Source organism: Nocardia mexicana NBRC 108244 (assembly GCF_001613165.1).
GTDB lineage: Bacteria > Actinomycetota > Actinomycetes > Mycobacteriales > Mycobacteriaceae > Nocardia > Nocardia mexicana.
Window position 1 is genome coordinate 112036 of the sequence record NZ_BDBV01000027.1, and the last position, 22957, is coordinate 134992.

At 68.7% G+C, this 22957-nt stretch carries 19 protein-coding genes; 6 read left to right on the top strand and 13 right to left on the bottom strand.

Annotated elements, in window-relative coordinates; all coding sequences use genetic code 11:
* Positions 1–120: 120 nt before the first annotated feature.
* Both NM1_RS11650 and NM1_RS11655 read right to left on the bottom strand, forming a co-directional pair.
* Positions 121–438: a putative quinol monooxygenase gene (locus NM1_RS11650; protein ID WP_068018057.1), complete on the bottom strand. Its 318-nt coding sequence runs from the start codon at positions 436–438 to the stop codon at positions 121–123.
* A 204-nt stretch (positions 439–642) separates the two neighbouring features.
* Positions 643–1779, bottom strand: a complete 1137-nt coding sequence (locus NM1_RS11655; protein WP_068018061.1) for a TDT family transporter — start codon at positions 1777–1779, stop codon at positions 643–645.
* Between the two features lie 126 nt (positions 1780–1905).
* Between NM1_RS11655 and NM1_RS11660 the strand changes: the two genes are divergently transcribed.
* On the top strand, positions 1906–2814 hold the full coding sequence (locus NM1_RS11660; RefSeq protein WP_068018070.1) for a LysR family transcriptional regulator: 909 nt from the start codon (positions 1906–1908) through the stop codon (positions 2812–2814).
* Positions 2815–2853: 39 nt separating this feature from the next.
* Here the strand turns inward: NM1_RS11660 and NM1_RS11665 are convergent, their stop codons facing one another.
* Positions 2854–3312, bottom strand: a complete 459-nt coding sequence (locus NM1_RS11665) for a hypothetical protein (protein ID WP_246011361.1) — start codon at positions 3310–3312, stop codon at positions 2854–2856.
* Positions 3313–3405: 93 nt separating this feature from the next.
* The gene (locus tag NM1_RS11670) at positions 3406–4638 is read right to left on the bottom strand and encodes an SGNH/GDSL hydrolase family protein (RefSeq protein WP_068018073.1); all 1233 of its coding nucleotides are present in this window, start codon (positions 4636–4638) and stop codon (positions 3406–3408) included.
* Positions 4639–5078: 440 nt separating this feature from the next.
* Here NM1_RS11670 and dnaE point away from each other — a divergent pair, with 440 nt between their 5' ends.
* On the top strand, positions 5079–8621 hold the full coding sequence (dnaE, locus tag NM1_RS11675) for a DNA polymerase III subunit alpha (RefSeq protein WP_084519434.1): 3543 nt from the start codon (positions 5079–5081) through the stop codon (positions 8619–8621).
* Positions 8622–8655: 34 nt separating this feature from the next.
* Here dnaE and NM1_RS11680 read toward each other — a convergent pair whose 3' ends face one another.
* The 3 genes from NM1_RS11680 to NM1_RS11690 form a co-directional block, all read right to left on the bottom strand.
* Positions 8656–9264: an MspA family porin gene (locus NM1_RS11680; protein WP_068018076.1), complete on the bottom strand. Its 609-nt coding sequence runs from the start codon at positions 9262–9264 to the stop codon at positions 8656–8658.
* 122 nt (positions 9265–9386) lie between these two features.
* The gene (locus tag NM1_RS11685; protein ID WP_068018078.1) at positions 9387–10178 is read right to left on the bottom strand and encodes a LacI family DNA-binding transcriptional regulator; all 792 of its coding nucleotides are present in this window, start codon (positions 10176–10178) and stop codon (positions 9387–9389) included.
* A gap of 707 nt (positions 10179–10885) precedes the next feature.
* Positions 10886–11128 (bottom strand): hypothetical protein, encoded by a 243-nt coding sequence (locus NM1_RS11690; RefSeq protein WP_068018081.1) that lies wholly within the window; start codon positions 11126–11128, stop codon positions 10886–10888.
* Positions 11129–11218: 90 nt separating this feature from the next.
* On the opposite strand from NM1_RS11690, the gene NM1_RS11695 reads away from it, so the two are divergent.
* Both NM1_RS11695 and ilvA read left to right on the top strand, forming a co-directional pair.
* The gene (locus NM1_RS11695) at positions 11219–11653 is read left to right on the top strand and encodes a nitroreductase family deazaflavin-dependent oxidoreductase (protein WP_068018084.1); all 435 of its coding nucleotides are present in this window, start codon (positions 11219–11221) and stop codon (positions 11651–11653) included.
* Between the two features lie 342 nt (positions 11654–11995).
* Complete coding sequence (gene ilvA, locus NM1_RS11700) at positions 11996–13321, top strand: threonine ammonia-lyase IlvA (RefSeq protein ID WP_114699622.1); 1326 nt, start codon at positions 11996–11998, stop codon at positions 13319–13321.
* A 95-nt stretch (positions 13322–13416) separates the two neighbouring features.
* Here the strand turns inward: ilvA and NM1_RS11705 are convergent, their stop codons facing one another.
* A complete protein-coding gene (locus NM1_RS11705; RefSeq protein WP_068018090.1) occupies positions 13417–14670 on the bottom strand; it encodes a serine hydrolase domain-containing protein in 1254 nt (417 codons plus the stop codon).
* 190 nt (positions 14671–14860) lie between these two features.
* On the opposite strand from NM1_RS11705, the gene NM1_RS11710 reads away from it, so the two are divergent.
* Entirely contained in the window at positions 14861–16228 is a 1368-nt protein-coding gene (locus NM1_RS11710; protein ID WP_246011362.1) for an alpha/beta hydrolase family protein, read from the top strand.
* Position 16229: 1 nt separating this feature from the next.
* On the opposite strand, the gene NM1_RS11715 is transcribed toward NM1_RS11710, so the two are convergent.
* Genes NM1_RS11715 through treZ form a run of 3 tightly spaced genes read right to left on the bottom strand, consistent with a single transcriptional unit; the run spans position 16230 to position 19226 of the window.
* Positions 16230–16883 (bottom strand): Uma2 family endonuclease, encoded by a 654-nt coding sequence (locus NM1_RS11715; RefSeq protein WP_068018099.1) that lies wholly within the window; start codon positions 16881–16883, stop codon positions 16230–16232.
* Between the two features lie 26 nt (positions 16884–16909).
* On the bottom strand, positions 16910–17467 hold the full coding sequence (locus tag NM1_RS11720) for a sugar O-acetyltransferase (RefSeq protein WP_068018103.1): 558 nt from the start codon (positions 17465–17467) through the stop codon (positions 16910–16912).
* A gap of 25 nt (positions 17468–17492) precedes the next feature.
* A complete protein-coding gene (treZ, locus tag NM1_RS11725) occupies positions 17493–19226 on the bottom strand; it encodes a malto-oligosyltrehalose trehalohydrolase (RefSeq protein WP_068018106.1) in 1734 nt (577 codons plus the stop codon).
* Between the two features lie 201 nt (positions 19227–19427).
* Between treZ and NM1_RS11730 the strand changes: the two genes are divergently transcribed.
* On the top strand, positions 19428–20045 hold the full coding sequence (locus NM1_RS11730; protein WP_068018109.1) for a class I SAM-dependent methyltransferase: 618 nt from the start codon (positions 19428–19430) through the stop codon (positions 20043–20045).
* 207 nt (positions 20046–20252) lie between these two features.
* Here the strand turns inward: NM1_RS11730 and NM1_RS11735 are convergent, their stop codons facing one another.
* Both NM1_RS11735 and NM1_RS11740 read right to left on the bottom strand, forming a co-directional pair.
* Positions 20253–20921: a response regulator gene (locus NM1_RS11735; protein ID WP_068018113.1), complete on the bottom strand. Its 669-nt coding sequence runs from the start codon at positions 20919–20921 to the stop codon at positions 20253–20255.
* A complete protein-coding gene (locus NM1_RS11740) occupies positions 20903–22888 on the bottom strand; it encodes an ATP-binding protein (protein WP_084519436.1) in 1986 nt (661 codons plus the stop codon). Before NM1_RS11740 ends, NM1_RS11735 begins: the two co-directional genes overlap by 19 nt.
* Positions 22889–22957: the final 69 nt, after the last annotated feature.

Consider the following 22957-nt stretch of genomic DNA (forward strand, 5'->3'; position numbering starts at 1 on the left):
TCCTCACAATCGCGCCGTCAGGCTAGTGGTTTGCCCGGGCTCACGTCTCCCCGGGCGCGGGTATCCCGGCATGCGTTCCCCGAGCCGACCGGCATCGTTGCCGAGCCGGACACCGGCCCGTCACTCCCGCGCGGGCGGCACCTGGATCGGGGCGCCGTACACGTCGGCGGCACCGGAGACGAACAGGGGCATCAGCTCGCCGAGCACGATCTCGCGGAAATGGTCGCTGGCCTGGTGTGCCGCCAAAGCGTCTGCGCCGGTGTATCTCTCAACGGTCACGTAGTGCTCGGGGCGCTCCACCGAGCGGAACACCTCGAACGACAGGCAGCCCGCCTCGGTCCGGGCGGCCAGCGCGAATTTCTGTAGTACACGGCCGAATTCGTCGGCGTTGTCGGGGCTGGACGAGGAGGCGGCCACGACGGTGAGCGGAGATTCCATGGCTGAACGGTAGGCCGGGGCGGTGGGTTCGGCGGGCGGTTCGTGAGTAATCACCGCGGTGCCTCGGTTCGGCCTCACACCGATGTCACAGCGGCCGATCGGTGCCGAATCACCAGGCTGGGAAACAGTTCTCGAGCAGCAACCGGCCTCGGACTCGAACCGGTCAGGGTTCGCGGGTTCGCCTTGTCGGTGAGGTGCCGCGTCCTAGGCCGGGGCTGGAGTTGGGCGGAGCAGGGTGCCGCCGAACAGGCCCTGCAGAGTGCGGGTGGCCACCACAGCCCATGTACCGACCAGAAGTAGGTAGAGCCCGACCGCGGTAACTGCGAACAGCACGGCGCCGGTGTGGTGGTAGAGCGCGGTGCTGCCGGTGACGCAGGTGCCGAGCGGGAAGGTGAAGCCCCACCAGGTCAGGTTGAACCGGAGTTCGCCCGCGCGCAGGGTGCGCACGGTGACCGCCAGTGCCAGCGCCACCCACAGCATCGCGAAGCCCCAGGTGACCACCCCGTAGATGACCGAGAACACCACCAGGCCCTGGGATTCCAGCGGCGGGAGTGCCATGGGACCGGCGTCGGCGAGCAGCCCCGCCGCCGTGATCGACTGCCCGAGCGGGCCGAGCACGATCCACAGCGTGGGCACCATGCCCGACGGCGGCGTGCCGAAATGCACCAGCCGCGACCAGATCATGGTGATGGTGACCAGCGCGGCGATCAGGCTGAGCCCGAACATCGCCAGGCACAGCAGGATCAGCGTGAGCCGCCACTGCCCGGCCGGGGTGTGCGGCACCAGCAGCGCACCCATCGCGGCCGACACCATCGGCGGCACGACCGGCATCAGCCAGCCGCCGAACGCCGCGTCCGGGTCGATCCGATGCCGGGTGAACATGCGGTACGGCACCACGGCCGCGGTCAGCAATCCGAGCACGGTGCCCAGCGACCACAGCACCCAGTCCACGGCAACCGCGGCGGTCGTACCGATCACGTCGCTGCCCAGCAGCAGGGTCCCGGCGCCGACGGTCAGCAGCGCCATGGGCGGTGCGCCGAGGAAGTGCGCCATCACCGGATGGTCCTGATGCCCGCGGGCCAGGGCCGGATAGCGCCGCCAGTGCAGCACGAAGGCACCGGTCAGCACGACCAGCAGCGCCGCGGCCAGCGCCCACACCACGATCGCCGCATCCCGCAGCCCCGGAAACTGCAGCGGCAGCCCGGCCGCCGCGTTGGCGACGATCCCGGTGCCCATCACGGCGGCGAACCAGTTGGGCCCCAGATGCCGCAGGGCATCGCGGGATTCCGCGCGCGCGACACCGGCCGTTCCGGTGGTTCGAAGGCTCAGGGTTGCGGTCATGCACTCAGCGTCGCCCCTCCCGGCCACTCCGGGTAGCTGCGCCGTTTCGATGGGTCCATAGATCGGTTCTATGTCCGGGGGCGACCCGGTAGCCGCCCCGGGCCGCCCGCTACATAGGCTCACGCTATGCCGCTGTCGCCTCGGGTTCCGGATCTCGCCGCCCTGGATCTGCTGCTGTCGGTGATCGAGCTGGGCAGCCTGGGCCGCGCCGCGCAGGCGCACGGCATCAGCCAGCCCTCGGCCTCCTCCCGCATTCGTTATCTGGAGAAGCTGGTCGGGGTGCCGGTGCTGGAACGGACCACGCTGGGGTCGCGGCCCACGGCGGCGGGGGCGCTGATCGCCGAGTGGGCGCGTGCGGTGATCGACGCCGCCGAACAGCTGGACGCCGGGATCGATACCCTGCGGGCCCAACGGGATTCGAGGTTGCGGGTGGCGGCCAGCCAGACCGTCGCGGAATACCTGTTTCCGGGCTGGCTGACGCGGATGCGCACCGCCACGCCGGACGCCACGATCGCGCTGGAATCCGGCAACTCGACCGAGGTCTGCGCGGCGGTGCTGGACGGCCACGCCAGTATCGGATTCATCGAAAGCCCGCGCGCCGCACGAGGTTTGCAGAGCCACCCGGTGGCGCGCGACCACCTGGTGGTCGTCGTGCCGCCGCAGCATCCGTGGGCCCGCCGCGGTGCGGTGACGCTCGCCGAACTCGCCGCGACGCCGCTGATCCAGCGCGAATCCGGCTCGGGCACCCGGACCTGGTTCGAACGGGCGGTCGCGTCCGGGGCGCCCGGTACGCAGCCGCGGGTGGCGCTAGAGTTGTCGTCGACGACCGCCATCAAGTCCGCCGTCGCCTCCGGGGTAGGGCCCGCCGTACTCAGCTCGCTCGCCGTCGCCGCCGAGGTGGCCGCGGGCACCCTGGTGTCCCCGACGATCACCGACGCCGACCTCACCCGCACGCTGCGCGCGATCTGGCCGACCGGTCAGCAGCTCACCGGACCCGCCCGCGACCTTTATGCCATCGCCCGGCGCCCCACCTGAGCGGAACTGTCGCCCCGGAGTCGGACGGCCCGGCGGGCGCTACCCCCGGTACTGCTGCACCGAGAACCGCACCTCGCCGGGTTCGGGGATGTGCGCGGCACCGACGGTGACGGTGCCCACGAAGTCGCCGTAGACGCCGGGGCTGAAGATCGAACCGCGGCCGTCGGTCCCCCAGTAGCCGGGCCCGTTGGCGTGGCGGGTGACCGTACCGGTCTGACCCGTCTCGACGTGGCGCCAGTTCAGGGTCACGTCCAGCGAGCAGCTGCCGACGCCGTACATGGTGGTGCTGACCGTGAATGCGGCCGAACTCGGATACGCGTTGCCGGTGACCGAGGAGTCGACGACCGCGGCGCAGGGGCCGTTGGCCAGGGAATACACCCTGGTGAACTTGCCACCGTTGGCCTGCGCGGAAGCCGGTGCGGCAGTGGCGATTACGGTGGCGGCGGCGCCGAGAGCAGCGGCCGCCAGGGCCGCGCGGGATCCGATCGAACGCATCATTACCCCCAGAATGGTTGGTGATGGTCAAGCCGATACGCCGCGCGACGCTACCAGTCACACGGTCGCCCCACCACCGCTCTCAGCGGACGGCGGCTACACGTACTGCCGATCCTCGGCCCATCTCGTCGGGTTCAGCCTGCCCAGGGCGTACCCCTTGGCAACCATGGTGTCGGCGATTTCCAGGGCGATGAGCCGGTACACGGCCTCGGTGGGGTGGGCCGCGTCGGTCGTGGTGAAGAAATTGCGCGCCTCCGCCATTTCTTGCGTATCCTCGCCGGAGCCACCGTATTTCACGGTCAACTTGTCGAGCTGGGCCTTCGACCGCAGGCCGAAATCCGTCGGATGGGTGGCGACATACCGCAGCCGCTCGTACATCGGGACGAAGGTCATATTCTGCGGTAGGACACCGTTCTCGGTCTCCTGCCAGCCCGCCGTGGCGACGCTGCGAAGGAGTTTGTTGAATCTGACCGTCAGATCCACGTACTGCTTCACCAGGGCCAGTTTTCCCGCCGCCTTCAAGGCCACGATCCGCGGTGCGATATTCGGATCCGGGAGGCTCAGGAACAGGAAATGCTGCTTATGGCTTTCGTCGGGGAACGCGGCGACGATGCGGTTGCACAGTTTGACGACGTCGTAGACCATCGGCAGTACACCCTCGCCCTTGGTCGCCCCCTCCAGGGCCTTGCCGAGGATGTATTCGGGATTGTGCTCGGCCAGCAGCGGCGTGTGCTCGTCCGCCGGGACCTTCTTGTAGAGCGGCTCCAGCGTCGCGACATCCGCGGGCGCCTTGTCGTAGACGCGCTCCATACCCGCGTCGGTATCCGCCCGGTTGCAGGTGACGATGTCGTTCAGGCCGATCCAGACGATGTGCAGCGTATCGCCGGTGAACTTGGCCCCCAACTTCTTTCGCTGATCGAGGTATTGGTCGCACTGCGCGCTGAGGTAGGACAGCGCCCCACCCTTGGCCAGCACGTCCGATGCCGCCACGGCGCCGCCCTTGGCCAGATTGGCGTAGCACACCAGCGGCCCGTCCTTGACCGAGTTGGACAGCGGGATCAGCGATTGATCGGTGAGCGTCTGGTATTTCTTGGAGTTCTTCTTCGTCGTCGCGGCGTCCAGGGCAACCAGTTTGTCCGAGCCCACCCATTCGTACATGTAATCGGTCCAATTTCGCCCGTCGCTGTAGCGACCGGTCTCATTGGTTGTCATCGCACCCGTGGTCTTGGCGACCATTCCGAGGTAGGTGTCGTTCATGATCCCGATGTCGGAAAGGCTGTCGCCGAAGACGATCAAATTCTGCAGGGGAACGACGCGTGGCTGTGTCATGACATGCTCCGTGAATGCGTGGCCGAAAGGCCGCGCAAAGTGATATTGAAAGAGGATCGACGGCGTAGGAACTGACCCCGACTCCCCGCTGAGATCGGGCTACTGGAAACCGCCGATCGATCAGAAGGCTACTCGCGTCCCGACCACCGTTCGTCGGGTTCTGTATGGATACGGAAAATTTCGGGTTTGCGGTCGGCAAACGCCCTGGGGGGTCGTACACGACCCCTGCGCTGCGGGCGTACGACCGCCGCGCGACTGCGTACCGCAACCCGCGAGCGGCCCCGAGGCGCCCGGATCGGGGTCGCCCACGCACGAGCCCGGCGTCCGCCGCCCGCCCGCCGGTCACCCTCCGACACGACTTCACCGCTACCACATGCGCTTTCGCGTGAGGGTCACCCAGATCCCCGTTTCTTGTCGGTGGCGGGGCATAATCTCAAGCCGTGTCAGCCTCGGGATTCGTTCACCTCCACAACCACACCGAGTACTCGATGCTCGACGGCGCGGCGAAGATCACGCCGCTGTTCAAGGAGGCCGAGCGGCTCGGCATGACCGCGGTCGGCATGTCCGACCACGGCAATATGTACGGCGCCTCGGAGTTCTACAACTCGGCGAAGAAGCAGGGCATCAAGCCGATCATCGGCATCGAGGCCTACATCGCCCCCGCCTCCCGATTCGAGACCAAGCGCATCCAGTGGGGCGACCCCAGCCAGAAGAGCGACGACGTGTCCGGCTCGGGCGCCTACACGCACATGACCATGGTCGCCGAGAACGCGACCGGCCTGCGCAACCTGTTCAAGCTGTCGTCACTGGCCTCCATCGAGGGCCAGCTCGGCAAGTGGGCGCGCATGGACGAGGAGATCATCGCCCAGTACGCCGAGGGCATCATCGCGACCACCGGCTGCCCCTCCGGCGAGGTGCAGACCCGGCTGCGGCTGGGCCACGAGCGCGAGGCACTGGAGGCCGCGGCCAAGTGGCAGGAGATCTTCGGCAAGGAGAACTTCTTCCTGGAGCTGATGGACCACGGGCTGTCCATCGAGACCCGGGTGCGCGAGGGCCTGCTCGAGATCGGTAAGAAGCTCGATATCCCGCCGCTGGCCACCAACGACTGCCACTACGTGCACGAGTCCGACGCCACCAATCACGAGGCGCTGCTGTGCATTCAGACCGGTAAGACGCTGTCGGATCCGAACCGGTTCAAGTTCGGCGGCAGCGGCTACTACCTGAAGTCGGCCGAGGAGATGCGCGCCCTCTGGGCCGAGGTCCCCGACGCCTGCGACAACACGGTCCTCATCGGCGAGCGCGTGCAGTCCTACGAAGAGGTGTGGGCCCACCGCGACCGCATGCCGATCTTCCCGGTCCCCCAGGGCGAGGACCAGGCCAGCTGGCTGCGCCACGAGGTCATGCGCGGGCTGGAGCGGCGGTTCCCGGGCGGCGTGGGCCAGGAGTACATCGACCGCGCCGAGTTCGAGCTCAACGTCATCATCCAGATGGGCTTCCCGGCGTACTTCCTCGTCGTCGGCGACCTGATCAACCACGCCAAGGAGGTCGGCATCCGGGTCGGCCCGGGCCGTGGTTCGGCGGCCGGATCGCTGGTCGCCTTCGCCATGGGGATCACGAACCTGGACCCGATCCCGCACGGTCTGCTGTTCGAGCGCTTCCTCAATCCGGAGCGCGTGTCGATGCCCGATATCGATATCGACTTCGACGATCGCCGCCGCGGTGAGATGGTCCGCTACGCCACCGAGAAGTGGGGCAGCGACAAGGTCGCCCAGGTGATCACCTTCGGCACCATTAAAACCAAGGCGGCGCTGAAGGATTCGGCGCGCGTGCAGTTCGGCCAGCCGGGCTTCGCCATCGCCGACCAGATCTCCAAGGCGCTGCCGCCGCCGATCATGGCCAAGGACATTCCGCTGTCGGGAATCATGGATCCCGAGCACGAGCGGTACAAGGAGGCCACCGAGGTCCGGGAACTGATCAACACCAACCCGGACGTCAACAAGATCTACGAGACCGCCCGCGGCCTGGAGGGCCTGATCCGCAACGCGGGCGTGCACGCCTGCGCGGTCATCATGTCCTCCGAGCCGCTCATGGACGCGATCCCGCTGTGGAAGCGTGCCCAGGACGGGGCGATCATCACCGGCTGGGACTACCCGTCCTGCGAGGCCATCGGCCTGCTGAAGATGGATTTCCTGGGCCTGCGCAACCTCACCGTGATCGGTGACTGCCTGGAGAACGTCAAGTCCAACCGCGGCATCGACCTGGACCTGGAGAACCTGCCGCTCGAGGACACGGCCACCTACGAGCTGCTCGCCCGCGGCGACACCCTCGGCGTGTTCCAGCTCGACGGCGGCGCCATGCGCGACCTGCTGCGCCGCATGCAGCCCACCGGCTTCGAGGACATCGTCGCCGTGCTCGCGCTGTACCGCCCCGGCCCGATGGGCATGAACGCCCACAACGACTACGCCGACCGCAAGAACGGGCGGCAAGAGGTCAAGCCCATCCATCCGGAGCTGGAAGAGCCGCTGAAGGACATCCTGGCCGACACGTTCGGTTTGATCGTGTACCAGGAGCAGATCATGCAGATCGCGCAGAAGGTGGCCGGGTACTCGCTCGGCCGAGCCGATATTCTGCGCCGCGCCATGGGCAAGAAGAAGGCCGAGGTCCTGGAGGCCGAGTTCGAGGGCTTCGAAAAGGGCATGCAGGACAACGGCTATTCCAAGGCGGCCATCAAGGCGCTGTGGGACACCATCCTCCCGTTCGCCGGGTACGCGTTCAACAAGTCGCACGCCGCCGGCTACGGCCTGGTGTCGTTCTGGACCGCGTATCTCAAGGCCAACTACAAGGCCGAGTACATGGCGGGCCTGCTCACCTCCGTCGGCGACGACAAGGACAAGGCCGCGGTCTATCTGGCCGACTGCCGCCGCCTCGGCATCCAGGTGCTGCCGCCCGATGTCAACGAGTCCGAGAACAACTTCGCCTCGGTCGGCAACGACATCCGCTTCGGCATGGGCGCGGTGCGCAACGTCGGCACGAACGTGGTGGCCTCGATCATCGCGGCGCGCAAGGAGAAGTCGAAGTTCACCGACTTCTCCGACTACCTGAACAAGATCGATGCCATCGCTTGCACCAAGAAGGTCACCGAATCCCTGATCAAGGCGGGCGCTTTCGATTCGCTCGGGCATCCGCGCAAGGGCCTGATGCTGGTGCACTCCGATGCGATCGATTCGGTGATGGCCACCAAGAAGGCCGAGGCGATCGGCCAGTTCGACCTGTTCGGCGGCCTGGACGACGGCGACGACACCGTGTCGTCGGTCTTCGACGTCAAGGTGCCCGACGAGGAATGGGATACCAAGCACAAGCTCGCGCTGGAGCGGGAGATGCTCGGCCTGTACGTCTCCGGGCATCCGCTCGACGGTGTGGCGCACGTGCTGGCCGCGCAGACCGACACGCCGATCCCGAGCATCCTCGACGGCGATGTGAAGGACGGCGCGCAGATCACCATCGGCGGCATCCTCGCCTCGGTCACCCGCCGCATCAACAAGAACGGCATGGCCTGGGCCTCCGCACAACTGGAGGACCTCACCGGTGGTATCGAGGTGCTGTTCTTCCCGCAGGCCTACTCGGTGTACGGCATGGACGTCGTCGAGGACGCGGTGGTGCTGGTGAAGGCCCGGGTCTCGGTGCGCGACGACCGCATCTCGCTGATCGCCAACGATCTGGCGGTGCCGGACCTGTCCTCGATCGGCGTGGAAAAGCCGCTGGCCGTGACGATTCCGACGCGCCTGTGCACCCCCGACAAGATCGGCGCGCTCAAGCGGGTGCTGTCGAGCCACCCCGGCACCGCCGACGTGCACATCCGCCACCTCGGCTCCCGCGAGAAGACGACGATGCTCCGGGTCGCCGACAACCTGCGCGTCTCACCGTCCTCGGCCCTGATGGGCGATTTGAAGGCACTGCTCGGCCCCGGCTGCCTGACGAGCTAGCGGCACAGCCGATTCCGGGTCCCCGGCCCCGGAGTCACAACCAGGTCGATTCGCCGAAAACCGCTCCGCTGTCGTCGACTTCGGCGGACTTGGCGTACAGGTAGGTGAACTGCCTGATGGTGACGGGTCCGCTGCAGGCGTTCACCACTATGTGGAAGTCGCGCGTCACGATCTGCACGTCCTTGCCGGGAATGAGCTCCTTCTCCGCGACCGCAAGTTCCTTGACCTCGCCCGGAGTGAGGTTCACCGTCGCTACCAGGCCGGGGTCGACCAGGGCGTGCGGAATCGGCGTCTGCGCCCCTTCGATGCCGGTTTCGAGATCGGGCATGACACCCACATTTCCGGCGCCGATCGCGACCGCGCACCCGACGTGGTAGCCGGTCTTCAGCTTGCCTCCCGCCGGTCCGTCGATGCGGCCGTAGGTGACGTTGCCGACCAGTGCCTCGCGCGTGGTGCCCATCATGTTCAGCGGCGGGATCCGGTTGACGGTCTCGTCGCGGCTGCCGACGGTGAAACTGCCGAACGGCGAGGGGAAGGTCTTCTCGTGCGGGGGCAGCGATTCGGGCTCCGCAGCCGCGATCGGCGCACTCACCACGACCGCGGCCGCAGCGGCGAGGCACACCTTCCACAGGACACACGACATGGGCCGGACATTAGTAGCTGGAGGCTATTTCCCCTGTACGACACACACAGAGGTGTCCTAGCTGAGACGTGTGCGCACACATGGGCCACGATCCGGCCCCCGCGTTCGCCTCGCCGGAGCAATCAAACCGGGCGGGGCGCGGCCGAGCTCTCCCGCACCACCAGTGTCGGCACCACGGGCGGCGGCGCCGGGACCTCGCCCTCGGCCTCCAGTAGTTGCAGCAGCAGCCCCATGCTGCGGCGACCCACCTCGTCGAAGTCCTGGCGCACGGTGGTCAGCGGCGGCGACAGGTAGGCGGCCTCGGGGATGTCGTCGAACCCCACCACCGATACGTCCTCGGGTACCCGGATCCCGCGTTCGGCGAAGGCGCGCAGCAGGCCCAGCGCCATCTGATCGTTGGAGGTGAAGACCGCGGTCACGCCCGGCTGCGCGGCCAGCATCAGGCCCGCCTCATAGCCGGAGCGCGCGCTCCAGTCCCCGCCGATGGGCGGTGGGACCGTGGCGCCCGCGGCCGTGAGCGTGCGCCGCCAGCCATCGATCCGGTCGCGGGATTCGAGCGAATCGCTCGGGCCCGACACATGCCACACAGTGGCGTGCCCCAGATCCAGCAGATGCTGCTCGATGCCCAGCATCATGCACGCGGGGCCGTACAGGCAGGTGTCGAAGGTGACGACGCCGAGCACCTTGGAGCGCCGGCTGACCAGCCCGCGCGCCATCGCATTGGGCCGGTACCCGAGTTCGGCGACCGCCCGCAGCACCTTCTCCCGCGTCTCGGGCCGCACCTGCGGGCTGGCGTTGAGCACCCGCGACACGGTCTGGTGAGAAACCCCCGCCAGCTTGGCGACATCGGTCATCACCGCGGGCCGCTGCTGCGGAGGGCGCGGCGCCGACGATTCGCTCGCGAGCCCGCTCATGGCGCCGCCTCGCTCACGTCCGGTCCTGTCATGAACGAGCGCTCGGCCACACCGGCCCATCCGCTGACTCTGTTCTTCGGTTTGCTCGCAAGCTCGCTCACAGCCTCTGCCTTCCGGACCGCCGTACCCGCGCGGCCCCGGTTGTTCCCGAATTCAGGTTAGCGGTGTCGCCGCCGGGCCCTCGCCCACGGCAACAGCGGACCGTCGAAAGCGCTTGCCGGTCAATGGCTGTCGAGCACGCTCCCCGGCGTCACTGCTCGGGCCGACATAGTGTTAACGCTAACACCACCAGGTCTGCGGTAATCATGGATTTGGCGATCTGCCAATCCGGAGCCAACCGGATCGCAACGACGCACCCGGCGCACACGCTCCTCGCCATCCCGGCGCACACGCTCCCCGTCCTAGCTCACGCTCCTCGCCATCCCGGCGCACACGCTCCCCGTCCTAGCTCACGCTCCTCGCCATCCCGGCGCACACGCTCCCCGTCCTAGCTCACGCTCCCCCTCGTACCGCTCACGCTCCCCCTCATACTCAGCGCACACTCTTCCTCCCCTACCAGCGCACACACTCCCCCATTCCCGGCACGCTTTTGGCCGGGATCCACACTCTGCGCGCAGGTTTTCGGCCAAAAGCGTGCCGGAAATCAGGGAGGAAACGACTGGGCGGTCATTCGACGTCGGGGGAAGTACGCCGTGCCTGGGGCGGTGTCAGCGATTCGACCGGTGCGGCGCGGAGGTCCGCATCGCGCCGATGATCCAGCGCAGCGACCCCGCGGCGGCGGCGGTCAGCACCGCGACCTGCAGCGAACCGGTGATCAGGGCCAGGATCAGGCAGGTGACCACCGCGAGCGCGAGGGCCTCGAGTTTGTAGACAGGCCACGGCGTGCCCGCGATGTCGATCACCTGCCGGGAGGCGATCGCGGGGCGCGAGGTGGGGTCTACCACTGCCATGCCGTCAGGTTACACGGACAGCGAAGTTCGGGCCAACGAACATTTTTCCCCCGAGGAATAACTTCCGGTGCGCCTGGCATTGTGTGGGACATGCCACTTACCGGAGAGTACGAACCCAGCACCTCGGATTGGGCCCGTGAGCAGGCCGAGAAGTTCGAGTCGTCGAACGGCGCCGAGGCCAACACCCTCCAGGGCGTGCCGATCATCCTGCTCACCACGCGCGGAGCCAAGAGCGGCAAGCTGCGCAAGACCGCGCTGATGCGGGTCGAGCACGACGGCGAGTACGCGGTCGTCGCGTCGCTGGGCGGGGCGCCGAAGCATCCCGTCTGGTACCACAACATCAAGGCCGATCCGCACGTCGACCTGCGCGACGGCGCCGAGGTCAAGGACTACATCGCGCGCGAGGTCTTCGGCGAGGAGAAGGCCCTGTGGTGGGACCGATCCGTCGCCGTCTGGCCCGATTACGCCGAGTACCAGAAGAAGACCGACCGCCAGATCCCGGTCTTCGTCCTCACCCCGCAGTAGTCCCGCCTGCACGGCGACGCGGCTCGCCGTCGACGAGTCGCGTCGCCGTGCACCTTCCACATGACGCAAAACCGTGAGCACGGCCATGCTCACCCTCGGTGACCGCAAGACCGCGGGCACGGCCGCACTCGTCCCACGATGACCGCAAGACCGCGGGCACGGCCGCACTCGTTCCCCGATGACCGCAAGACCGTGGACGCAGCGTTATTCGCCCCCGCATAACCGCAACACCCTGCGCACGGCCTTACTCATCCCCCGGTGACCACAGGACCGTGGGCATCGGCCAGCGGGGGCGCCAGCTAGCATGATCGGGTGTCCAACCCGCTTGATGTCGCACAGAAGATGTCCGGTCCGCTGCCCGAACTGAGCGCGGACGAGATCGATGCTGCCGCCAAGCGAATTTCCGACATTATCGAGCCGACCCCGCTGCAGCGGATCGAGCGGTTATCGGCGGCCTCCGGCGCGGACGTCTACGTCAAGCGCGAGGACCTGACGGCCGTCCGCTCCTACAAGCTGCGCGGCGCGTACAACCTGATCGTGCAGCTGTCCGATGCCGAGCGCGCGGCGGGGGTGGTGGCGGCCAGCGCCGGGAATCACGCGCAGGGCGTGGCGTTCGCCTGCCGCTCGATGGGTATCCAGGGCCGCATCTACGTGCCGACCACGACGCCCAAGCAGAAGCGCGACCGCATCCGCGCGCACGGCGGCGCCTTCGTGCAACTGATCGCCGTCGGCGACACCTACGACGCCGCGGCCGCCGCGGCCGCCGACGACCTGGCCCGCACCGGCGCGACCATGGTGGCGCCGTTCGACGATCCCCGCACCGCCGCCGGTCAGGGCACCATCGCCGCCGAAATCCTCGAACAGCTCGGCACCGCACCGGATTTGGTGATCGTGCCGGTCGGCGGGGGCGGCTGCCTGGCCGGGATCGGGACGTATCTGCGCGAAAGGTCGCCCGCCACAGCGATTCTCGGGGTCGAGCCGGGCGGTGCGGCGTCGATGACGGCGGCGCTGGTGGCCGGTGGCCCGGTGACGCTGCCGGAGATCGACCCGTTCGTCGACGGGGCCGCCGTGCGCCGCATCGGCGAGCTGCCGTACGCGGCGGTGTCGAGGTTCGGCAGCCGGATCCGGTCGCATGCCTCGCTGCCGCTGCTGATGGCGACCGAATCCCCCAGGGGCGCAGGCTCGTTCCGCCTGATGCAGGTGGACGAGGGTGCGATCTGCACCGCCATGCTGGAGCTCTACCAGAACGAGGGCATCATCGCCGAGCCCGCCGGTGCGCTGGCGGTCGCGGCGCTCGCCGAGATCGCGGTGGACCCCGGATCGACGGTGGTGTGCCTGGTTTCGGGCGGCAACAACGACGTGTCCCGCTACGGCGAGGTGATCGAGCGCTCGCTGGTGCACCAGGGCCTGAAACACTATTTCCTGGTGGACTTCCCGCAGGAGCCCGGCGCGCTGCGCCGCTTCCTCGACGAGGTGCTGGGCCCCGACGACGACATCACCCTGTTCGAGTACGTCAAGCGCAACAACCGCGAAACCGGCGCCGCCCTGGTCGGCATCGAACTCGGCTCCCCCGACGGCCTCGACGCCCTCCAGAAGCGCATGCACGACGCCCCCATCCAATGCGAGCGCCTCGACCCGGGCTCCCCCGCCTACCGCTACCTCACCTAGCCCCCGGTTCTCGCACCCCTCACCCACCCCCGCACCCCCTGCAGCACTTTGCAGGGGGTGCGGGAGCGTGTGCGGGGTGCGCGAAGGGCCCTGCGTCAGGCGGCTTCCTCGGCGGGGAGGCCGACGGGGCGGCGGGACGCGGTGCGGGCGCCTCGGACGGCGAGGGGTAGTACCCAGCCGGCGGCGAGCTGATCCCAGCTGAGCTTGTTGATGCTCAGGCGGTTGTGCACGAAGCCGACCGACAGGCCCGAGCGCAGTTCGGCCCAGCCGAAGGATCCGCCCAGGCCGATATGGCCGAACCCGGTGCGGGCGCCGGGGATCGGCAGCGAGTGGTAGCCCAGGTGCCACATCATCGGGATGTAGAACAGGGCGTGGTCGAGCCGGTAGCGCTCGATGCGACGGATCGCCTTCATGGTCTCCGGCGACAGGTAGCGCCGACCGGCCACCATCCCGCCGGAGGCGAGCGCGCCGTACATCGCGGCCAGGCCGTTGGCGGTGCAGACCCCGTTTCCGGCGGCCAGCTCGGTGTCCAGGATCGGCGGGTCGTCGCCCTCCAGCAGCCCCTCCAGACCGGGCAGGAACAGCGCCCGGGCGGCGGCGCCGGCGGCGCCGGGAATGCCGTAGGCGTGCCCGAGGAACATCGCGGCCACCGGCGCCCCCACCAGCGCCAATCGGGTTCCGGCCAGCGGCGCGACGGTGGTGGGAGATCCGGCGGGCGGGCGGCCGAGGTGGATGCCGTCGACGCCGAGCGGCTCGGCGACCTCGCTGCGGAACAGTTCGGCCATGCTGCGGCCGGTGAGCGCGCGGGCCAGCCCGGCCAGCAACCATCCGAAGGTGAGCGCGTGATAGGTCGGAGTGCCGAGCAGCGCATCGGGTTTCGCGGCGGCCAGGCGCTGCTGCATCAGCTCGTGATCGAGCACCTCGTCCAGGCCCCCGGCGATCAGCGGCAGCCCGGACAGCCCGGCGCTGTGCGTCAGCACCTGCCGCACCGTGATCCGGTCCTTGCCCGCCGCCCCGAACTCCGGCCAGTATTCGGCCACGGGCGCGGCGTAGTCGAGCAGCCCGCGGTCGGCGAGCCGGTGGATGACCGTGGCGGCGACGCCCTTGCTCGCGGAGAAGACGATGCTGCCGGTATCGCGGGTCCACGGCGTGGTGGCCGAGGCGGAACCGGTCCAGATGTCGACCAGCGGTTCGCCGTGGCGGTACACGGCCAGTGCTCCACCGGCGCCGGGCCGATCACCGACGAATCTCGCGAAGGCGCGTGCCAGCGGCTCGAAACCCGGGGCGGCGCGACCGGCCACCCCGGCGGGTAGGTCCGCGGGACCGAAAGTTAAAGCGGCGTTGCTCACATGTTCACGGTACGGCCGAACGATAGCGCACGGCAATGATGTTGTCCGACTGGTGATTTCCCGCGACCGACCCGATATCGTGCGCGAGAGCCCGGCCGAACCCACGAATCCTGGGGTTTTCCCGCAACCCGGCCCGGCGGCCGGACCGGAAAATCTATCGTGGGTTATGCGATCGTTGCGATCATTGGCGGTGGTTCTGCTGGTCGTGGTGGGCGCCTGCTCGACGTCCGGCACCCCGACGCCCGCGCCGATCGGCACGGATCGGGCCCTGATCGGCGACTGGCGGGCCGAGCTGACGTCGCCCGACGGGCCGGTGCCGATGGGGCTGACGTTCAACGACGAGACCGCCACCGTCTCGGTGCCTGCCCAGGGCATCTACGACCGCCCGCTGGAACGGGTGTCCGGCAGCCCCGACCATGTCGAATTCACCATCCCGCGACTTCCGGGCACGCCCACCTTCCAGGGCAGATACGACCGCGGCACCGACACGATCGCCGGCACCTTCGTCCAGTCCGGCGAGCCGCAGTCGGTGACCTTCGCCCGCGGCGAGGTTCCCGTCCCGCCGCGACCGCAGGAGCCGCGGCCGCCGTTCCCCTACCGGGCCGAGGAGGTCACCTACGCCAGCGGCGCCGTGACCCTCGCGGGCACGCTCACCCTGCCCGCGGCGCCGGGACCGTATCCGGCCGTCGTGCTGATCACCGGCAGCGGACCGCAGGACCGCAACGAGGAACTGCTGGGCCACAAGCCTTTTCTGCTGCTCGCCGACACCCTCACCCGCGCCGGTTACGCCGTGCTGCGCACCGACGACCGCGGGGTCGGCGGCTCCGGCGGCGCCCTGGACCGCTCCACCTACACCGATCTGTCGGACGATGTCGTGGCCGGAATGGATTTCCTGCGCGGCCGGGCCGATATCGACAGGAACCGGATCGGCCTGCTCGGCCACAGCGAGGGCGGGTATCTCGGTCCGTTGGTCGCGGCCCGTCCCGGCAGCGGGGTCGCGTTCGTGATCATGCTGGCCGGTCCGGCGGCCGACGGCGCCGACGTGCTGATGGAACAGACCCGCACACAGCTGGCCGTCCGCGACGCCTCGGTGGAGGAGACCCGCGATCAGATCGGGTTCACCAGCACCCTGTCCGCCCTGGTCCGCACCGGCGATACCGAGCAGCTGCGGCGCTGGCTCACCGACCGCAATGCGACGCGCCCGCCCGAACAGCAGCTGCCGCCGGGTGCGGTGGACGAGTTCACGAGCCTCTACTTCACCTCGTTGATCACCTACGATCCGGCGGCCGCGCTGTCGGCGCTGCGCATGCCGGTGCTCGCCGTCTACGGCGGCAAGGACCTGCAGGTCCCGCCCGCCCAGAGCGAACCACTGGCCCGCCGATTCCTCGCCACGAACCCCGACGCCGACATCCACGTCTTCGACGGCCTCAACCACCTCCTGCAACCCGCAGGCACCGGCGAGCCCGCCGAATACGCGGAAATCGAAACCACGATCGCCCCCCAGGCCCTGGACTACCTCACCACCTGGCTGACCCAGCGAATCCCGCCCGCGAGGTAGGTCAGAATTCGAGATCGGACCACGAAACGCGAATCGGGAGAGGGTATTCGAACTCGATGCCCGCCACATCATCTCGGGACCACTCGGCCGCCAGAATGTAGTTGACCGGGCGCAGCGGACGCACGCCCTCGACCAGATATCCCTGCTCGATCTCGAGAGCGTAGGCCCGGACGGTAGCTATGGCACTGGAATCACGGTCCAGGCCCACTTCCCAGTACCAGGGGATATTAGCCCCCGCGTAGCGCCCCTTCTTCGCCTCGACATCGATCTGGGTGTTCGACGGCGACAACACCTCGCCGACCAGCAGCACATCGGCCGCCCGCACCTCCTGATACGGCAATTCCGGACACCGATAGACCATGAAGTCGGGGGTCACGAAGTCGGACTTGCCATTGCGGCCGAAGAAGACGTTCGTCTCCGACTCGACGCGCCAGCATCGCTGCGGCTGCTCGGACATGGCCTTCCGCGCACAGCGCTCGATCTCGTTGGTCATGCGCCGTGTGAAGGTCTGGTGCTCGGACGGACCGCGCCGGACCCACACCACTCGCCCGTTCCACAGCTCGATCTGCTCCGCGACCTCCTCGGGAAGCCGCTCGAGCTCTTCCCAAGTCATGTATTCCGGCAGGTCGGGCCGCTCGATGTGCGGAAGGGACATGTGGCAATCGTAGCCGCCGGTACCGCCTAGAGCGTGCGGATGATGCGGCAGGGGTTACCTGCGGCGAATACCTTGTCGGGGAGGTCTCGGGTGACGACGCTGCCTGCGCCTACGACGGTGTTCGCGCCGATCGTGACGCCGGGGCAGACGATGACGCCGCCGCCGAACCAGACGTTGTCGCCGATCGTGATCGGGGCGGCGGATTCCCAGCGTCGCCGACGCAGTTCGTGGTCCTCCATGGGGTGCAGGGCGGTGAGCAGCTGAACGCGGGGACCGATCGAGACATCGTCGCCGATGGTGACCGGGGCACAATCCAGGATGATCGCGTCGTAGTTAAGGAAGCTGTTGCGGCCCAGGCGGATCGGGTGGCCGTAGTCGCACTGGAAGCGGGGCATGATCCAGGAACCCTCGCCGATTTCACCCAGCAGTGCGGCGAGGATGTCGCGGCGCTCGTCGTCGTCACCGGCCCCGGCGGCGTTGAAGCGGTCCACCAGCGTCTGGCACTGGCGTCGCTCGGCGACCAGTTCGGGATCGTTGTCACGGTAGAGCTCTCCGCGCAGCATGCGCTCCTTGTGGGTGGACATGGTGTCGATCTTGCCGGAGGGCGGATCAGGCGTCGGTGGCGGACTCCAGGACGGCGAAGGAGTGGGCGGACAGGGTTGTGGTGGTGGGCGTTTGGTGAATCGGGTCCCAGGTCAGCAGCGGGTTGCCGGTGAACGGGACCGTGGCCGGTGTCTCCGCGAGGTTGCAGAGTATGCGGATTCTGTTGCGGTGCAGGGCGATCCAGCGATAATCCTCGTCGAACTCGACGTGCAGGTGCGGGAGCCGGGGGTCGGTGAGGTCCGGGTGGGTGCGGCGCAGCGCGAGCAGGTCGCGGTAGCAGGACAACAGCCGGGCGTGCGACGGTTTCGACGGCTCGGACCAGTCGAGTTTCGACGCGTCGAAGGTCGCGGGGTCCTGCGGGTCGGGGATGTCGGTGGCGGTCCAGCCGTGTTCGGCGAACTCGGCCTTGCGCCCGGCGGCGACGGCGGCGGCGAGCTCGGGTTCGGGATGCGAGGTGAAGAACCGGAACGGGGTTCGCGCGCCCCACTCCTCCCCCATGAACAGCATCGGCGTGTAGGGCGACAGCAGGACGAGGGCGGCCTTGACCGCCAGCTGACCGTCGGAGAGGTAGGCGCTCGGACGGTCGCCGAGTGCGCGGTTGCCGATCTGATCGTGCGTGCACGTGTAGCCCAGCAGCGCGCTGGCGGGAATCACCTCGGTGTTCAAGGGGCGACCGTGAATTCGCCCGCGAAAGCTGGAATACGTTGCGGCGTGGAAGAATCCGTGACGCAGCGTCTCGGCCAGACATCGCATCGATCCGAAATCGCCGTAGTAGCCCTGCCGTTCGCCGGAGACCGCGGCGTGGACGGCGTGGTGCAGATCGTCGTTCCACTGGCCGTGCAATCCGTAGCCGCCCGCGGCGCGCGGGGTGATCAGGCGCGGATCGTTGAGGTCGCTCTCGGCGATGAGCGTAAGCGGGCGACCCAGATGCGCCGACAGCCTTTCGGTTTCGACCGCAAGCTGCTCCAGGAGCCCGGCGCCGCCGCGATCACCGAGGGCGTGCACGGCGTCCAATCGCAGTGCGTCGATATGGAATTCACGGAACCAGCGCAGCGCGTTGTCGATGATGAAGCGGCGCACCTCATCCGAGCCCGGCCCGTCGAGGTTGATGTTCTGCCCCCAGGTGTTGCGGTCCTCGCTCAGATACGGCCCGTACCGTGGCAGATAGTTCCCCGATGGCCCGAGGTGGTTGTAGACGACGTCGAGCGACACCGCCATTCCCCTTGTGTGACACGCGTTCACGAACCGCTGCAGTCCGTCCGGCCCGCCGTATGCCTCGTGCACCGCGTACCACAGCACACCGTCGTAACCCCAGTTCCACACCCCGTTGAACGCATTGACGGGCATCAGCTCGACCGTCGTGACACCCAGCTCCACCAGATGATCCAGGCGTTCGACGGCCGCATCGAACGTCCCCTCGGGAGTGAACGTGCCGACATGCAACTCGTAGAACACGGCCCCCGCCAGCTGCCGCCCGGTCCACCCGGCATCGGCCCACCGGGCGGGATCAACACTGTGCAGCGCCGACCGCCCGTGCACCCCCTCCGGCTGGCGCGCCGAACGCGGATCCGGCAGCACAGCCGGATCATCATCGAGCAGGAATCCGTACCGCGCCCCCGGACCGGCCTCCACCTGGGCTCGCCACCACCCCCGCACCTCCCCCACCATCGAATGAACCTGCCCATCCACCTGGACCCGCACCCGCCCCGCCCGCGGCGCCCACACCTCGAACCCAGCCATCGCCCCAGCATGGCAGGCTGCTGCGATCGTCCACGACACCGGTTCCGGGTTCGAATTCCTCTTAGGTTCCACTTCGTGGAACCCGCGGGCGGAAAATTCGGCCAACGGTTTCATCCGCGGCGTTTCGTCCCCGGTCGCCTCGCTGGAAATCAGGGTGGGTTCAGGGTGGTGTCGGAGGGGGTGCGTTGTCACAGTTGGGGGGTGGGTATTTACAGCGAACAGGTTTTGCCGCGGATTGTCGATGTGGCTTGCGGGTTGCCTGCCAACGAGCGGCTGCGGCGGCGGGTTTGTGCCGGGCTGAGCGATCGGGTGGTGGAGATCGGGTTCGGGTCGGGGCACAACGTGCCGTATTACCCGGCGGCGGTGAAGTCGGTGACGGCGGTGGAACCCGCCGATTTGGGGTGGCGGCTGGCGGGGAAGCGGCTGGCGCAGTCGGCGGTGCCGGTGCAGCGGTCCGGGCTGGATGGGCAGTCACTTCCGTTCCCGGACAACAGCTTCGATGCCGCGCTGTCGACCTGGACGCTGTGCACGATCCCCGCGATGGCTACCGCGCTCGCCGAGATTCGGCGGGTTCTGGTACCGGGCGGCACCTTCCACTTCGTCGAGCACGGCCTGGCTCCCGACGCCAAGGTGCAGGCCTGGCAGAGTCGACTGAACCCGGTGCAGAAGACGCTGTTCGGTGGCTGCAATCTGAACCGCGATATCGCCGCCGCGATCGAAGAGGCCGGTTTCGAGGTGCGGGAATTGGACCGGTTCTACGAGGAGCAGGCCCCGAAATTCCTCGGATCGCAGTATTTGGGTCTCGCGGTCTCACCCTGACCTCACGCAGAGTCGATGACCTGCGCATCAAGACGGCGCGACACATCCGGTGACGGCGCTGGGGCACCCCGCCCGCGGATCGCGTATAAGGGCCGTGACCGGCCTGGGCGGACACAGATCGCCACGGCGCGGCGAAAAATGCCGCCTCGCGTCGGTTCGTGTCCACACAGGCCGGTCAAGGCACTCGACCGCCGTAGCGCTGCCCGCTCACGCCCGTGACGGCGCGGCCGAATACTCCTGTTCCGGGCGGCCGGTGCTGCCGTAGCGCAGCTGCATGCGCAGGGCCCCGGAGGCGACCAGGTTGGCGAGGTAGCGCTGGGCGGTGGCGCGGGAGACGCCGGTCGCCCCGGATACTTCCGCTGCCGACATAGGGCTCGGTGACTGCTGCACGGCCTGCAGCACCAAGTCTTTCGTCGGCGAGGCCGGGGCCGAACCGCTCGGACCGGCCGGTCGCAGTGCCTCGACGGCGGCATCGATGTCGCGGGCCGTGACCACCGGAGCGGCGAGCAGGCGGCGGTAGCGGGCGTAACCGGCCAGTCGCGTCGCCAACGCCGCGTGGTCGAACGGCTTCACCAGATAGCCCAGCGCGCCCGCGGACAGTGCCGCGCGCACGGTGGCGGCTTCCGTTGCGGCGGTGAGCATCATGGCGTCGCAGCCGATCTCGCGCACCAGGTCCACACCCGACCCGTCGGGCAGGTAGACGTCGACCAGCGCCAGATCGAACGCGGTGTCGGCGAGCGCCGACCGGGCCGCGGCCAGCGTCGTGGCCGTGCCGCCGACCGCGAATCCCGGTAGCGCGGCGACTATTCCGGCGTGCAGGTTCGCCACCCGGAAGTCGTCGTCGACGACCAGCACGCTCAGATCGGTTGTGCCCATACGGTTTCTCCCTCCACCAGCACTCCGGGCAGCCGCGCGATGAACTCCGCCCCGCGCAGCGGCGACGCACCCCCGCCCGTGCTCGACAACACCACATCCCCGCCCAATGCCCGCGACACCTGCCGCGACAGCGCCAGCCCCACCCCGCGCCCACCGGGCGCCCCATTGTCCGGCCGCGTCGAAACTCCTTCGGCGAAAACCGATTCCACCAGGTCGGGTGCGACTCCGGCCCCGCTGTCGACCACGGTGATGTGCAGCGTCGAGCCCTCCTGCACGAGCTCGGCCTCCACATACCCGACCGGTGCCGACGGGCCTGCGGCAGCGTCGCCGTTCTGTGTAGGCGAGCGACCTCGGCGACGCCCCGGCACCGGCGAATTCTCCTGCCTCGCAGAAGCTTCCCCACGCTCGGAGTCGAGCTGATTCCCGTCCGGTTCCGCGACCGGACCCGCCCGGTTACCCGATTCCGCCGCACCGGCCCCGACGGCGGAGACGAACGGCGCATGCTCAGCGGCTGCTGCATCCGCCCGCCCGGTAACCACCGCACGGGTACGTTTCGCCGTCGATCCCGCCACCGGCTCCCGCTCCTCACCCTCGGTCGGAGGATCCGGCGTCTCGTCGAACAGGAGCCCATCGGCGCGGGCGGCCTCGATGGCGTTGTCGAGCAGGTTGCCCAGGACCGTCGTGACATCCACGGGCACAGCGAGATTCGCGTCGACCCAGGTGTTGGGGCCGAGGCGGAGTTCGATGCCGCTCTCGCGGGCGTGGGCGGCCTTGGCCGCGAGGAATGCCTGGAGATACGGGTCGCGGATCGCGTCCATGCCCGGAAGTGCCGCGCCGAGCGGGCCGGAGCCCAGCAGTTCGTCGATGTACTGCGACGCCTCCTCCGTCCGGCCGCCGTGCAGCAGACCGCTGAGCAGGTGCAGCCGGTTGGCGAATTCGTGGCGCTGCGCGCGCAGCACGGTGCTCATCGACTGCACCGCATCCAGCTGGCGGGTCAGCGATTCGACGTCGGTGCGGTCGCGCACGCTCAGCACCGCGCCCAGGTCCCGTCCGTCGCGGCTGACGGTGCGGGCGGTGACCACCACCAGGCGGTCGCCGACCGCGGTCTGCGCGGGCCGCGCGTCGGCGGCCCGGAAGACCTGCAGAACCCTTGGGGTCAAACCGATCTCGTCCACCGGCGTGCCGTTGGCGCCGTCGATGCCGAGCAGTCGACGGGCCTCGTCATTGACGACGGTGAGACGCCACCGGGTGTCGACGGCGACCACGCCTTCGCCGATACCGTGCAGCACGGCCGCCTGCTCCCGCACCAGTTCCGCCAGTTCGGGCGGTTGCAGGCCCAGGGTGAGCCCGTGCCAGCGCCGCGCCAGCAGCATCGACCCGATCACCCCCGCCAGCAGCGCGGCTCCGGCGAACAGTCCGGCGCGGCGCAGGTCGGCGAGCAGTTGCTCGCGCACGGCCGTTGTCGAGATGCCCACGCTCACCTCCCCCACGACCGTCTCGCCGTCGGGCCGCAGCACCGGCACCTTCGCCCGCACCGATTCGCCGAGCGTGCCGCGCTCCTGAATCACCACCTCCGACCCGGCCAGCGCGGCCGACGGGTCCGTGCTGACCTTCTCCCCCAGCCGCCGGACGTCCGGATGGGCCAGCCGGATCCCGGCATCATCGGTGATCACGACGTACAGCGCCCCGGTCCTGCGGCGGGTCTCCTCGGCGAGGTGCGCAAGCTGCCCGTCGGCGAGCGAGGAGGCCAGCCCAGGATTCTCGGCAAAGGTAGCCGCGGTGTAGCGAGAGGTCTCGGACCGCACCTGCGGATCGGCCGCCACGGTGCGCGCAATCGCCAACGCCCGCTGCCCATACTCCCCGGACAGCCGCTCCTGGCCCACATAGGCGAACACGCCGAACGCGATACCGAGCGTCAGCGCAACCAGCACGACCTGCAGCAACACGATCTGTGTCCGCAACCGCACAGCGCGGCCGAACACGTTCACCCCCGCAGTTCTACACGCCTGAGCTAAATGATCACAACCCTCGACCGA